9 protein-coding genes are annotated in these 14,520 nt (G+C 71.1%); 7 read left to right on the top strand and 2 right to left on the bottom strand.

The window, feature by feature from the left end; all coding sequences use genetic code 11:
* Positions 1–10: 10 nt before the first annotated feature.
* A complete protein-coding gene (locus tag MHO01S_RS06450; protein WP_061782017.1) occupies positions 11–1,063 on the bottom strand; it encodes a LacI family DNA-binding transcriptional regulator in 1,053 nt (350 codons plus the stop codon).
* Positions 1,064–1,182: 119 nt separating this feature from the next.
* Here MHO01S_RS06450 and MHO01S_RS06445 point away from each other — a divergent pair, with 119 nt between their 5' ends.
* The 5 genes from MHO01S_RS06445 to arfA all read left to right on the top strand — a co-directional run bounded on the left by MHO01S_RS06445 (position 1,183) and on the right by arfA (position 7,853).
* The gene (locus MHO01S_RS06445) at positions 1,183–2,097 is read left to right on the top strand and encodes a carbohydrate ABC transporter permease (protein WP_060958979.1); all 915 of its coding nucleotides are present in this window, start codon (positions 1,183–1,185) and stop codon (positions 2,095–2,097) included.
* Positions 2,097–3,017 (top strand): carbohydrate ABC transporter permease, encoded by a 921-nt coding sequence (locus tag MHO01S_RS06440; RefSeq protein ID WP_060958980.1) that lies wholly within the window; start codon positions 2,097–2,099, stop codon positions 3,015–3,017. The genes MHO01S_RS06445 and MHO01S_RS06440 overlap by 1 nt, the downstream gene beginning before the upstream one ends.
* Before the next feature lie 67 nt (positions 3,018–3,084).
* Positions 3,085–4,431: an ABC transporter substrate-binding protein gene (locus MHO01S_RS06435; RefSeq protein ID WP_060958981.1), complete on the top strand. Its 1,347-nt coding sequence runs from the start codon at positions 3,085–3,087 to the stop codon at positions 4,429–4,431.
* 83 nt (positions 4,432–4,514) lie between these two features.
* The gene (locus MHO01S_RS06430) at positions 4,515–6,299 is read left to right on the top strand and encodes a glycoside hydrolase family 35 protein (protein WP_061782016.1); all 1,785 of its coding nucleotides are present in this window, start codon (positions 4,515–4,517) and stop codon (positions 6,297–6,299) included.
* Positions 6,300–6,344: 45 nt separating this feature from the next.
* Positions 6,345–7,853: an arabinosylfuranosidase ArfA gene (gene arfA, locus MHO01S_RS06425; RefSeq protein WP_060958983.1), complete on the top strand. Its 1,509-nt coding sequence runs from the start codon at positions 6,345–6,347 to the stop codon at positions 7,851–7,853.
* Between the two features lie 139 nt (positions 7,854–7,992).
* Here the strand turns inward: arfA and galE are convergent, their stop codons facing one another.
* Positions 7,993–8,970 carry a UDP-glucose 4-epimerase GalE gene (galE, locus tag MHO01S_RS06420; RefSeq protein ID WP_061782015.1) on the bottom strand — a complete coding sequence of 326 codons (978 nt, stop codon included), beginning with the start codon at positions 8,968–8,970 and terminating at the stop codon, positions 7,993–7,995.
* A 68-nt stretch (positions 8,971–9,038) separates the two neighbouring features.
* Here galE and MHO01S_RS06415 point away from each other — a divergent pair, with 68 nt between their 5' ends.
* Together MHO01S_RS06415 and MHO01S_RS16270 are read left to right on the top strand one after the other, a co-directional pair.
* Positions 9,039–10,178 carry a glycerate kinase gene (locus MHO01S_RS06415; protein ID WP_061782014.1) on the top strand — a complete coding sequence of 380 codons (1,140 nt, stop codon included), beginning with the start codon at positions 9,039–9,041 and terminating at the stop codon, positions 10,176–10,178.
* Positions 10,179–10,324: 146 nt separating this feature from the next.
* Positions 10,325–14,446: an RICIN domain-containing protein gene (locus MHO01S_RS16270; RefSeq protein WP_082808042.1), complete on the top strand. Its 4,122-nt coding sequence runs from the start codon at positions 10,325–10,327 to the stop codon at positions 14,444–14,446.
* The last annotated feature ends 74 nt before the right edge of the window (positions 14,447–14,520 follow it).

Raw genomic sequence — 14,520 nt, 5'->3', positions numbered from 1 at the left:
GTCGGTTCCTTCATCGCAGGTCGGTGGCGGGACGGCGCCCGGCGCGCGGGCCGGTGGAGCCGCGGACGACGAGGGAGGTCGACACGTGGTGGACGCCGCCAGACACCTCGCGTCCCTCGATCTGGTCGATCACGAGCGACACGGCCAGCGAGCCGGCGGTGCCGAAGTCTTGATGGACGGTCGTCAGCGGCGGCCAGAAGTACGCCGCCTCGGCCATGTCGTCGAAGCCCACGACGCTGATCTCGGCCGGCACGGGCCGGCCCCGCTCGTGGAAGGCGCGCATCGCGCCGAGGGCCATCTGATCGTTCGCGGCGAACAGGGCGGTCAGCTCGGGCACCGCGGCCAGCAGGCGGCCGATCCGATAGCCCGACTCGGCGGTCCAATCCCCGACGTGCACCTCGGGCACGGGGCGTCCGGCCGCCGTCAGGGTCTCCTGCCAGGCGAGCCGCCGCTGCTCGGCGGCCTTCGACTCGGGCGGGCCCGCGATGTGCCACACCGTCTCGTGCCCGAGCTCCAGCAGATGGGCGACCGCCTGGCGGCTGCCGTGCACCTGGTCGGCGGTGACCGAGGGGCGCTCGTCGGCGGCCCCGGACTGGATGAGCACACTCGGCATCCCCGGCGGGAAGCCGACCGACGCCGACGACATGAGGTGCGACTCGATGACGACGATGATGCCGTCGACGGCGTCCTGGTCGAGGCGGGAGACGGCCGAGGCCACGGCGTCGCCGGCCGTCAGTGCCGGCTGCGCCTGGATGAGCTCGATCGCGTACCCGCGCGCCGCCGCCGCCGAGAGGATGCCGCCGATCGTGCCGATGTTGCCGAGGGAGTCGAGGCTGAAGACCACGACGCCGATCGACCCGAAGGCCCCGCGGCGCAACGCCCGGGCCGCGACGTTGGGGCGATAGCCCAGTTCGCTCATGGCCGCGAGCACGCGGTGGCGCGTCGGCTCGGCCACCCGCTCGGAGTTGTTGGCGACCCGCGAGACGGTCTGCCCGGAGACGCCCGCATGCCTCGCGACGTCGTGCAGGGAGACGCTGCGGCTGCCGTCTGCTGACCTGTTCATCGGCGTCCCTCCTCGCGCGTCGACCGGGAAGTCTTGACACATGTTGACGTCAACATGCTACTCTCGACCTCGCCATGTTGACGTAAACATGGCACCGTCCGACAGAAGGCAAGACGAAGATGTCCGTACTCACCGCTCCCGCCCCGGCTCGACGCCGGGCGCGCAGGACCGACCGCCAATGGGCGGGATTCTGGTTCGTCCTGCCGTTCCTCATCGTGTTCGCCGTGACGTTCCTCGCGCCGCTCGCCTACTCGATCTACCTCAGCGTGTTCCGCACCAAGCTGATCGGCGGCACGTCGTTCGTCGGTGTGGACAACTACGTGCAGGCCTTCAGCGACCCGCAGTTCTGGTCGGGCTTCGGCAACGTGTTCCTGGTGCTGATCATCCAGGTGCCGGTCATGCTCCTGCTCGCTCTCGTCGCGGCGCTCGCCCTGGATTCGCGCCGCCTCGCCGGCAGCTCCCTGTTCCGCATCGGGATCTTCCTCCCCTACGCCGTGCCCGGCGTCGTCGCGGTGCTCATGTGGGGATTCATGTACTCGGACCGCCTGGGCCTGGCCGGCAACATCAACCAGCTCGTCGGCTTCGAACTGGTCACGCCGTTCACCCAGCAGTGGATCCTCCTGGCGATCGGCAACATCATCACGTGGGAGTTCATCGGCTACAACATGCTGATCTTCTACTCCGCGCTGCGGACGATCCCCGAAGACCTCTACGAGGCGGCGGCGCTCGACGGCGCCGGCCAGTTCCGCATCATCCGGGCCATCAAGCTCCCCGCGCTGCGCGGTGCGCTCGTCATCGCGACGATCTTCTCGATCATCGGCAGCTTCCAGCTGTTCAACGAGCCCAACATCCTCAAGACGCTGGTCCCGAACCTGCTCACGACGTACTTCACCCCGAACATGTACGCCTACAACCTGAGCTTCATCGGCCAGCAGGTCAACTACGCCGCCACGATCGCGATCATCATGGGTGTCATCACCGCCGTCATCGCCTACGTCGTCCAGCTGCGTGGCACGCGTAAGGAGAACCGCTGATGGCCGGCCTGCCCCTCGATCACACCGGCACGCTGACCGGTCGGCCCCGTCGACGCCGCTCCGACGTCGGTGAGCGCGGCCCGCGCAAGTCGCCGCTGCTGACCATCATCATGTCGCTGTTCCTGGTCTACTCCTTCCTGCCGCTGCTGTGGCTCGTGATCAGCTCGACCAAGACGCAGCAGTCGCTGATCGGCTCGTTCGGCCTCTGGTTCTCGGGACCGTTCGCCCTGTTCGACAACATCGGCCAGGTGCTCACCTACAACGACGGCATCTTCCTGCGGTGGTTCCTCAACACCCTGATCTACGTCGTGATCGGCGCCGGCGGCGCGACGCTGCTGGCGACCCTCGCCGGCTACGGCCTCGCGAAGTACAACTTCCCCGGCAAGCGCGCCGTGTTCGCCGTCATCCTCGGCGCCATCGCCGTGCCGGGGACCGCGCTCGCGGTGCCGACGTTCCTCATGTTCAGCCAGCTGGGCCTGACGAACACCATGTGGGCGATCATCATCCCCTCGCTGATCTCGCCCTTCGGCCTGTACCTCATCTGGGTCTACGCGGTCGACTCCGTCCCGACCGAGCTGCTCGAGGCGGCGCGCGTGGACGGCTCGGGCGAGTTCCGCACGTTCTTCACGATCTCGCTGCGGCTGCTCGCACCGGGCGTCGTCACGGTCGCGCTGTTCGCGATCGTCGCGACCTGGAACAACTACTTCCTCCCGTTGATCATGCTCAACGACCCCAACCTGTTCCCGCTGACGATCGGTCTGCAGCAGTGGAACCTCCAGGCGGTCGGGGTCAGCTCGCAGCCGATCTTCAACCTGGTCATCACCGGGTCCCTCCTCACGATCATCCCGATCGTCATCGCCTTCCTCCTGCTCCAGCGCTACTGGCAGTCCGGGCTGAGCGCAGGAAGCGTCAAGCAGTGACAGGGGTGTCGCTGCAAGACGAACACCACCCCACCCCATATCCGACGAAGAAGCGGAAGGACACAGCATGACAAGCACCAAGAAGATCGCGCGCGTGGTCGCGATCGGAGCCACCGCGCTCCTGATCGGCAGCGGCCTCGCGGCCTGCGCCGGCGGCAACAGCTCGAGCAGCACCGACGCCGGCAGCGCCTCGTCGATCGACGAGGCCCTCAAGGCCGGCGGCGAGCTCACCTACTGGACGTGGACCCCCTCCGCCAAGGACCAGGTCGCCGCGTTCGAGAAGGCGTACCCGAACGTCAAGGTGAACCTCGTCAACACGGGCGGCGCCAACGACAACAACACGAAGCTGCAGAACGCGATCTCCGCCGGCTCGGGCATCCCCGACGTCGTGCAGATCGAGTACCAGTCGCTTCCGCAGTTCCAGCTCTCCGGTTCGCTGCTGGACCTCACGGCCTACGGCTTCGGCGACCTGGAGAAGGACTACACCGCCTCGACGTGGGGCGCTGTCTCGCAGAACGGCGGCATCTGGGGCCTGCCGCAGGACTCGGGCCCCATGGCCCTGTTCTACAACAAGGAGGTGTTCGACCAGTTCGGCATCTCCGTGCCCAAGACGTGGGACGAGTTCGTCGCCGCCGGTGAGAAGCTGCACGCGGCCGACCCGACGAAGTACATCACCAACGACCAGGGCACCGACGCCGGCTTCGGCACCTCGATGATCTGGCAGGCGGGCGGGCGTCCGTTCAAGACCGACGGCGAGAACGTCACGATCGACCTCGGCGACGCCGGAGCCAAGAAGTGGACCGCCGTCTGGGACAAGCTGCTGCAGAACGGCTCGCTCGGCAACATCCCCGGCTGGAGCGACGAGTGGTTCCAGGCTCTCGGTGACGGCACGATCGCGTCGCTGCCGATCGGCGCCTGGATGCCGGGTGTGCTCGAGGCCAACGTCCCCGGTGGCAAGGGCAAGTGGGCCGTCGCGCCCATGCCGACCTACGACGGCACCCCGGTGACCGCCGAGAACGGCGGCTCGTCCGAGGTCGTCATGAAGGGCTCGAAGAACCAGGCGCTGGCCGCCGGCTTCCTCAAGTGGCTCAACAACTCGCAGGACTCGATCGACGTCTTCCTCCAGTCGGGCGGCTTCCCCGCCACGACGGCCGACCTCGAGTCGAGCGCGTTCCTCAACACGACCTCCGACTACTTCGGCGGTCAGAAGATCAACGAGGTGCTCGTGGATGCGGCCAAGTCGGTCGGCACCGGCTGGCAGTACCTGCCGTGGCAGTCGTACGCGAACAGCATCTACGCCGACACCGTCGGCAAGGCCTACCTGAACAAGACGTCCATCGCGGACGGTCTGACGGCCTGGCAGGACAAGAACGTGTCGTACGGCACCGACCAGGGCTTCAGCGTCAACAAGTAAGCCCATCGCACGACCCGCGGCGGTGGGGTGGTCCCGATCACCCCACCGCCGCGGCTGTGAACGACAGTGACTGAGAGGCCCGCATGGCTACCGGCTCCTTCCGCATCGGTGAGAACGACTTCCTGCTCGACGACGAGCCGTTCCGGGTGCTCAGCGGCGCCCTCCACTACTTCCGCGTCCACCCCGATCAGTGGGCCGACCGCATCCGGGCCGCGCGCCTGATGGGTCTGAACACGATCGAGACCTACGTGCCGTGGAACGAGCACGAGCCCGAGCCCGGGGTGTTCCTCAGCGACGGCGCGCTCGACCTCGCGCGCTTCCTCGACCTCGTCGCGGCCGAAGGGCTGCGCGCCATCGTGCGTCCCGGCCCCTACATCTGCGCCGAATGGGACGGCGGGGGACTTCCCGCGTGGCTCTTCCGCGACGGCGACATCGGGGTGCGCTCTGCCGACCCGCGATTCTTGGCGCCGGTCACCCGCTTCCTCGACCGCGTGCTCGAGATCGTCGTGCCCCGCCAGATCGACCGCGGCGGCCCGGTGATCCTCCTGCAGGTCGAGAACGAGTACGGCGCGTACGGCGAGTTCACGGCGGGTGAGCGCGAGGAGTACCTGCGGGCCCTGCGCGACGTCTACCTCGCCGCCGGCGTGAGCGTGCCGCTGACCAGCGTCGACCAGCCCACCGACGAGATGCTCTCCCGCGGGAGCCTGCCCGAGCTGCACCGCACGGGATCGTTCGGCGGCAACGTCGCCGAACGCCTCGCGGTCCTGCGCACCCACCAGCCGACGGGGCCCCTGATGTGCTCCGAGTTCTGGTGCGGCTGGTTCGACTACTGGGGATCGTTCCACCGGACCTCCTCCACGGCGGCATCCGTCGCCTCGCTGGAGGCGCTGCTGGCGGCGGGCGCCTCGGTGAACATCTACATGTTCCACGGCGGCACCAACTTCGGTCTGACCAACGGCGCCAACGACAAGGGCGTGTTCGAGCCGACCGTCACGAGCTACGACTACGACGCCCCGCTGGACGAGGCGGGCCGGCCCACCGAGAAGTTCTGGGCCTTCCGCGAGGTGATCGCGCGGTACGCGCCCGTGCCCGACGTCGCCGACGGCGACCTGCCGGCGCCCCTCGCCGCGGCGCCCGCGCCGGTGCCGCTGGAGCCGGTCTGCGCGCTGGACGACGTCTTGGCCGATGTCGTGGTGCAGCGACGGGGCCACGCCCCCACGATGGACGAGCTGGGGATCGCGCGCGGGTTCCTGCGCTACGAGACGCGCCTCGCCCACGGCGACGCGCCCGTCGTCCTCGCGATCGGCGAGGTGCGCGACCGCGCGTGGGTGAGCCTGGACGGCGTCCCGGTCGGGACCCTCTCGCGCGACCGCCGCGAGCGCACCCTCGTGCTCCCGCGCGGCACGGGCGTGCTCGGCATCCTCGTCGAAGACCAGGGGCGCGTGAACTACGGTCCCCGCATCGGCGAGCACAAGGGACTGATCGGACCCGTCACCGTCGGCGGCGCCGCGCCCGCCGCGTGGGACGTGGTCGTGGTGCCGTGGGAACAGCTGCCGGCGCGCGCCGGCGACGCGGCCGGCGCGGACGGCGCACCGGTCGCCGGAGCCGCGGTGTTCCGCGCGGTCGTCGAGCTGGACGCCGCCCGCGATCTCGTGCTCGATCTGCGCGCGCTCGGCACGGGCCTCGTCTGGATCGACGACGTCTGCCTGGGACGGTTCTGGCAGACCGGGCCGCAGCACTCGCTGTTCGTGCCGGCGCCGCTGACCCGGGCGGGCCGTAACCTGATCACCGTGCTCGATCTGGAGCCGACCGGGGCCGACGTCCTGGCGTTCAGCGACCGGCTGCTGCTCGGGCCTGTCGAGTGGTGAGGCCTGTCGAGTGGTGAGGCCTGTCGAGTGGTGAGGAGAGAAACCATGACCGCACGTGTGATCGCGTCCGGACCCGTCGGCGAGATCGACCCGCGGGTGTACGGCGGCTTCGTCGAGCACCTCGGCCGGCACATCTACGACGGCATCCACGAGCCGGGCCACCCCGCCGCCGACGAGGAGGGGTTCCGCACCGACGTGATCGCGCTCGTGCAGGAGCTCGGCGTCACGACGATCCGCTATCCCGGCGGCAACTTCGTCTCCGGCTATCGGTGGGAGGACGGCATCGGTCCCCGCGCGGATCGGCCCCGACGGCTGGACCTGGCCTGGCGCTCGACCGAGACGAACCAGGTGGGGCTGCACGAGTTCTCGTCGTGGCTCGAGAAGGTCGGCAGCGAGCTGATGCTGGCGGTCAACCTCGGCACCCGCGACGTCGCGGAGGCGCTCGACCTGCTCGAGTACGCCAACGTGGCCGCCGACACCGCGTGGACCCGCCAGCGCGCCGCGAACGGGCGGGACACGCCCTTCGACGTGCGCATGTGGTGCCTGGGCAACGAGATGGACGGCCCCTGGCAGCTGGGCCACCGTGACGCCGAGGACTACGGCAAGCTCGCCGCGCGCGCGGCGAAGGCGATGCGGATGCTCGATCCGACGATCGAGCTCGTCGCGTGCGGCTCGTCGGCGCGCGACATGCCGACGTTCGGGCAGTGGGAGCGCGAGGTGCTGCGCCACACGTTCGACGACGTCGACTTCATCTCGTGCCATGCCTACTACCAGGAGCGCAACGGCCAGGCGCAGGAGTTCCTGGTGTCGGCCGTGGACACCGACCTGTTCGTGCGCGAGGTCGTCGCCGCGGCCGACGAGGTCGCCGCGGAACGCGGCTCGGACAAGCGGATCATGCTCTCGTTCGACGAGTGGAACGTCTGGTACCAGTTCGCCGACGACGGCACCAAGGCGGGCGACCTCGTGCCCGACGGCTGGCCGGTCGCGCCGCGCCTGCTGGAGGACGAGTACAACGTGATGGATTCCGTCGTCGTGGGCGACCTGCTCATCACGCTGCTGCAGCACGCCGACCGCGTGCGCTCCGCATCGCTCGCCCAGCTCGTGAACGTCATCGCGCCGATCATGACCGAGCCCGGCGGCCCCGCCTGGCGGCAGACCACGTTCTACCCGTTCTCGCTCACGTCGCGGCTCGGTCGCGGCACGGCGCGCCGGCTCGAGCTCGAGGGGGCGCCGCGCGTGCAGAGCACCCGCTTCGGCGACGTCTCCGCGGTGAACGCCGTCGCGACCACGGATGCCGAGGGCACGAGCGTGTTCCTCGTGAACCGGTCGGTGGCGGAGGCGGCGGACATCGAGATCGACCTGGGGGAGCTGGACGCGGCATCCCTGTCGCTCGTCGAGTCGTGGATGATCACCGACCCCGACTACCGCGCCTCGAACACCCTCGCCGACCCGGACCGGGTGACCCCGCGGCCGCTGGAGGTCACCCGCGAGGGCGACGTGCTGCGCGTGTCGCTGCCGCCCGTGGCGTGGGCGGTCGTCCGCCTCGGGGCCTGACACCGCGTTTCGACTCCGCGCTGCGCGCTGCGCTCAACGACCGGGAGATCCGTACTCCCGGTCGTTGAGCGAGCGCCGGTCGTTGAGCGAGCGCAGCGAGTCGAAACGCAGAGTCGAAACGCAGAGTCGAAACGCGCTGTCAGCGCGCGGCGCGGCGGGCTTCCCAGCCGGTGCGCACCATCTCGTCGACGGTGTAGCGGTTCGCCCAGTCGAGGTCGCGCGCGGCCAGCTCGCCCGTGGCGACGATGCGGTCGGGGTCGCCGGGGCGGCGCGGGCCGATCCGCGGCGTGAAGTCGATGCCGGTCACCCGTGCCACGGCATCCATGATCTCGCGTACGCTCAGGCCGTTCTGGGAGCCGAGGTTGTACGCGGCCTCGATGGGTTCGCCCGCCTCGAGGCGCTGCGCCGCCACGACGTGGGCCGCGGCGATGTCGCCGACGTGCACGTAGTCGCGCACGTTCGTCCCGTCGGGGGTGTCGTAGTCGTCGCCGTTGATCTGCGGCGTCTCGCCCGCGATCAGCTTCTCGAACACGATCGGGAAGAGGTTGTGCGGGCTCGTGTCGTACACCGACGGGTCGGCCGAGCCGACGACGTTGAAGTAGCGCAGCGAGGTGTGCCGCAGCGGGTGCGCGTCGGAGGCCGTCGCGACGCCCTGGTCGCGCAGCAGCCACTCGCCGATCAGCTTCGACTCGCCGTACGGCGACGCCGGACGCTTGGGCAGATCCTCGGTCACGAGCGGCACGTCGGGGGTGCCGTACACCGCGGCCGACGACGAGAAGACGATGTTGTGGACACCGGCATCCGCCATGGCCGCCAGGACCACCCGCGTGCCCTCGACGTTCTGCTCGTAGGTGTGCAGGGGGCGCTGCACCGAGACACCCGCGTACTTGAACCCGGCGACGTGGATGACGCCGGTGACGCCGTGCTGGCGCATGGTGTCGACCAGCAGGTCGCGGTGCAGGATCGTGCCCTCGATGAACGGCACGCCCTCCGGCACGAACGACGCGTGGCCGCTCGAGAGGTCGTCCACGACGATCGGGGCGATGCCCGCCGCCTGCAGCGCGCGCACCACGTGCGCACCGATGTATCCCGCTCCGCCGGTCACAAGCCACGTCATGGCTCCATCCTGCCCGATGCCGGAGGCGGCCGATGACCGCCGGGGCGGCCGCCGCGTAGCATCGGCCCATGACCCGCCTCGTCGTCGCCCCCGACAGCTTCAAGGGCACCATCACCGCGGCGCGGGCGGCGGCCGCGATCCGCGACGGATGGCTGTCGGTGCGGCCGGCCGACGAGGTCGTGCTGCGGCCGATGGCCGACGGGGGAGAGGGCACGCTGGACGCGTTCGCCGCCGCGGTGCCCGGGTCGCGGCGGATGCCGGTCGACGTCACGGCGCCGTGGGAGGGCGGACCGGTCGCGGCGAGCTGGCTGCGGCTTCCGGCGACGCCGGACGCGCCGTCCGGCATCGGCGTGGTCGAGCTGGCCTCGACGGCGGGGATCGAACTCTTCGGCGACCGCCGCGATCCGTGGCGGGCCTCGACGGCCGGCTTCGGCGACGCGATCGCGGCCGCACTGGATGCCGGGGTCTCGCGCCTCGTGCTCGCGATCGGCTCCAGCGCGTCGACGGACGGCGGTGCCGGGCTGCTGCGGGCGCTCGGCGCGCGGTTCCGCGCGGACGCGTCCGTGGTCGAGGCCCCCCGGCTCGGCGCCGGGCACCTGCCGCTGCTGCGGGGTGTCGAGCTCTCGGGGCTCCGTGCCCTCCCGCCCGGCGGCGCCCTGGTGCTCACCGACGTGTCGGCGCCCCTGTGCGGACCGACGGGGGCGGCGCGCGTGTTCGGTCCGCAGAAGGGCGTCGCCGCCGACCGGCTCGCCGAGCTCGACGCCATCCTCGCCCGCTACGCCACGCTGTTCGACGTCGATCCCGCGACGCCCGGTGCCGGCGCGGCGGGCGGAACGGGGTTCGCCCTGCTCGTCTGGGGCGCCTCCCTGGAGCCGGGTGCGCTCGAGGTCGCCCGCCTCATCGGGCTCGAGGACGCCGCCGCGAATGCCGACGTCGTCGTCACGGGCGAGGGGTCCTTCGACGGCCAGTCGGCCGCCGGCAAGGCTCCCGCGCACGTGTCGGCCGTGGCCGCCGCGCTCGGCGTGCCGGCGGCGCTCGTCGCCGGGCGCATCGACCCCGACGCGGACACGACGGCCTTCGCGGCATCCGTCTCGCTCACCGAGCTCGCGCGCCGCGCCGGAGCCCCCGACCCGGCCGGGGCCGCCCTGGCCGATCCCGTCCTGTGGCTGCGCGCGGCGGGCGCGGAGCTCGCCCGCGCCCTCTCCTGACCCGGCGCGACGCCGGCACGACGCACGGACGTCATCGATGTTGACGTCAACATCGGCGATCCTCTAGGCTTGTCCCAGCCATGTTAACGTCAACATGCATTGGCTCCCCGGTCGCGACGACGCGATACAGAGAGGAATCCCCCACGATGAAGTCCCCCGGCCTGATCGCCCTCGCCGCCGTGACCGCCCTCGGCGTCACCGGTCTCATCGCGCCGCTCGCGGCGCCGGAACCGGCCGTCGCGGCATCCGCCGTCACCATCACCCCGAACCCCGCCTACGCGTCCGAGGCCTTCGAAGGGTGGGGCACGAGCCTCGTCTGGTTCGCCAACGCGACCGGCGGCTATCCCGAGCAGGTGCGCCAGGACCTGCTCGAGAAGGTCTTCGGCGAAGACGGCCTCAACCTCAACATCGCCCGCTACAACATCGGCGGCGGCAACGCCACCGACGTGCCGTCGTACCTGCGGCCGGGCGGGGCCGTCGACGGATGGTGGAACCCCGACCTGAACGCCAGCGACGCGTCCGGGCCCATCACCTCCACCTACGCCGACCGCGCCCGCTACGCCGCGGCCTGGAACCCCGACGACCCCGACGCCTTCGACTGGAACGCCGACGCGACCCAACGCTGGTGGATCGAGGCGCTGAAGGACAAGATCACGAAGTGGGAGGCCTTCAGCAACTCGCCGCCGTACTTCCTCACGCAGAGCGGCTACGTCTCCGGCGGCATCAACAACGCCACCTCCGAGCAGCTCGCCCCCGCCGACATGGACAAGTTCGCGGGCTACCTCGTCAAGGTCGTCGAGCACCTCGAGGAGACCTACGGCATCCAGTTCGACTCGCTCGACCCCTTCAACGAGCCGAACACGAACTACTGGGGCACCACGATCCCGCAGGGTGCGACGTGGCCGAGCTCCGCGAGCCGCCAGGAGGGCGCCCACATCGGTCCGCAGCGACAGGACCAGATGATCCAGGCGCTCGCCGCGCGCCTCGCCGCCCCCGGCACCACGACCGACGTCCCGATCTCGGCCATGGACGAGACCAACCCCTCGACGTTCGTGACGAACTGGAACGGCTGGTCGCAGACCTCTCGCGACGAGGTCTCCCAGCTCAACGTCCACACCTACGGCACGTCCAACCGCACGATGGTGCGCGACATCGCCAAGACCTCCGACAAGCCGCTGTGGATGAGCGAGGTCGAGGGCAACTGGGACAGCTCGAACGCCGGCTTCAACCAGACCAACATCGACAACGGCCTGGGCATGGCCGGTCACATGATCGACGACCTGCGCGAGCTCGAGCCGCGCGCCTGGGTGTTCTGGCAGCCCGTCGAGGACCTGTACAACATGCAGAAGGTCGAGAAGACCAACTGGGGCAGCGTCTTCATCGACTTCGACTGCAACGCGCAGAACCAGTCCGCCCGACGCCTCGCCGACGGTGACGCCGACGCGTCCTGCAAGGTGCTGACGAACGCGAAGTACAACACGATCCGCAACTTCACGCACTACATCCGACCCGGCGATCACATCGTCCCGACCAACGACACCCAGACCACGGCGGCCGTGACGGCGGCGGGCGACGGTGTGAACCTCGTGCACGTGAACACCGAGGCATCCGCCCGCACGGTGCGCCTGGACCTGTCGAACTTCGGCCAGATCGCTCCCGGTGCCAAGGTCACCCCGATCGTCACGACGCAGTCGCCGGCGGATGCGGTCGAGCAGAACGCGCTCGTGCGCGGAAGCGACGTCGCGATCGACCCCCTCACCCGCACGGCCACGCTGACGGTGCCGGCCAAGTCGGTCACCACGTTCGTGGTGTCGGGCGTCTCCGGCGTCGCGGCGGCCGCGCCGGCCGTGAAGGACGGCGCGACCTACCAGCTGCTGGGGACCCAGAGCGGCAAGGCGCTCACGGTGCAGAACGCCGCGCTGACGATCCGCAGCTCCGCGACCACGGCGGATGCCGCGACGGCGCAGACCTGGACGGCGGTCTCCCTCAGCGGTGCCGGCACCGATCGCCAGCGGGTGCTGCTGCGCTCGGGCGACGGGCGCTATCTCGCCTCGTCGGGCACCTCCCTGACCCTCGCGACCGAGAGCGCCGAGCAAGCGGCGGCCGATCCGGCCGCGCAGTGGGTGCCGAACACCCTCGACGGTCGGAGCTACTCCTTCCTGAACGTCGCGAGCACCCGGGTGCTCGACGTCAACGGCGGGGGCACCTCCGACGGCACGAGCGTGGGGCTCTGGACCTCCAACAACGGCGCCAACCAGTCGTGGACCCTCGCGCCGACCGCGATCGACACCGTCGCGGACGTGACGGTCACGACGGAGGCGGGCGTGGCTCCCACCCTCCCGGGCACGGTGCAGGTCCGCTACCTCGGCGGCCTCACGCGCACCGCCGCGGTGACCTGGGACCTCTCCGGACACGACTGGTCCGCCGGGACGACCGAGGTCGCCGGCAGCGGCACCGACCTGTTCGGCGCACCGTTCACCGCCCGCGCGCTCGTCGACGTCGGCGCCTTCACCGCGGCCGTGCCGGTCTCGCTCACCACCTACGCGGGAACCACGCTCGACGCCGTGTCGGCGGCGGCGCCGCCGACCGTGCCCCTGGAGGTGCGTACGGGCGGCGCGACGGTGGCCGCACCGGTCACGTGGTCGTGGGATGCCGTGACGGATGCCGAGCTGGCCGCGCCGGGTACCGTGCGCGTGCCGGGAACCGCGGCCGTGCCCGGAGGCGGCACGCTCGACGCCGTGCTGACGGTCATCGTGACGACGCCCACCGAGAAGAACGTCGCCCCGACGAGCACGCCCACCGCCACCTACACGGAGAGCGGCTACCCGGCCACGCGCACGATCAACGGCGTGACGACCGACAAGGGCTGGTCGAACTGGCGCGGCGGCACGCTCAACGCGTCCGACACCCTCACCTACGCCCTGTCCGCTCCGACGCCCGTCACCCACGTGAAGGTCTACTTCAAGCGCGACGGCGGCACGTCGTGGGCTCAGACGATGCACATCGACCACCGCCTCGGCACCGGGGAATGGGTGATCGGCGACACGATCACGGTCGGCACTCCGGCGACCGGCGATCCGCAGGTCGACGTCCCCGTCGATGCGGCCTCGGCCGACCAGGTGCGCGTGGTGATGAACGCGTATCCGAACACGCACCTCATCGTCTCGGAGGTGGAGATCTACGCCCCGGCCGCCTCGCCGTCGGAGGTCGCCGACCTCGCGCGACTGACCGTCGGTTCGGCGTCGGTGAAGGACTTCTCCGCCGACACGACCGCGTACGAGGTCGCCGTCGCGGGCTCGGCCTGGCCGGTGGTCGCCGCGACCGCGGTCGACCAGGACGCGAGCGTCCGCGTCGTCCAGCCCGGCGACGGGCAGGGGACGGCCACCGTGACGGTGACCGCGCCCTCCGGTGCGCAGAAGTCGTACACCGTGACCGTCGCGCGTGCGGCCGTGCTCTCGGGCGTGACGATCGGCGGCACGCCGACGGTCGGCGCCGCCCTCAGCGCCGTGCCCGGCACCGTCGACCCCGCCACCGCCGACCTCGCCTACGTCTGGAAGCGCGACGGCGTCGCGATCGATGGCGCGGACGGCGCGCAGTACACCGTGACGACCGACGACGTCGGACACGAGCTGACCGTCGTGGCGACGGCCACCGCGCCCGGCTTCACGGCGGGTACGGCGACCTCGGACGCGGTCACCGGTCAGCCGGGCACCGCCACGCCGACCCCGACGCCGACCCCGACGCCGACCGCGACGCCGACGCCGACGCCGACGCCGACCGCGACGCCCGAGCCGACGGGATCGCCCACCGCGAGCCCGTCGCCGTCGGCGACCGCGACGAGCGCACCCGGCACGTCCACGCCGACCGAGGCCGACCTCACGGCCGCGCTCGAGGGGCGCATCTCGGGCCCGGCATCCATCGCCGCCGGCAGCACCGTCTCGGTGCAGGTCGGCGCCGATCGGGCGGGCCAGCAGGTCGCCGCGTGGCTGTTCTCGACCCCGCGGGCCCTCGGGGCCGCGACGGTCTCGGCCGCAGGGACGATCCCCGTGACCGTTCCGCTGGACGCGGTCGCCGGTGCGCACCGCCTCGCCGTGACGGATGCCGCGGGCACCGTGATCGGCTGGTACGCCGTCACGGTCACGGCGCCGCCGACCACGCTGGCCACCACCGGTGCGACGGCGCCCTTCGCCCTGGCGCTCACCGTCGCGGTGCTGCTGCTGATCGCGGGAGCCGCCCTCGTGCGGCGTCGGCGCCCGGCGCGCGGCTGAGAACGCCGCGACGACCGCCTGAGCGGCGTCACGACAGCGGCCCCGCCCTTCCGAGAGGAGGGACGGGGCCGCTG

Source organism: Microbacterium hominis NBRC 15708, assembly GCF_001592125.1.
In the GTDB taxonomy this organism is placed as follows: Bacteria; Actinomycetota; Actinomycetes; order Actinomycetales; family Microbacteriaceae; genus Microbacterium; species Microbacterium hominis.
This window is presented reverse-complemented; position numbering and strand designations above follow the sequence as displayed.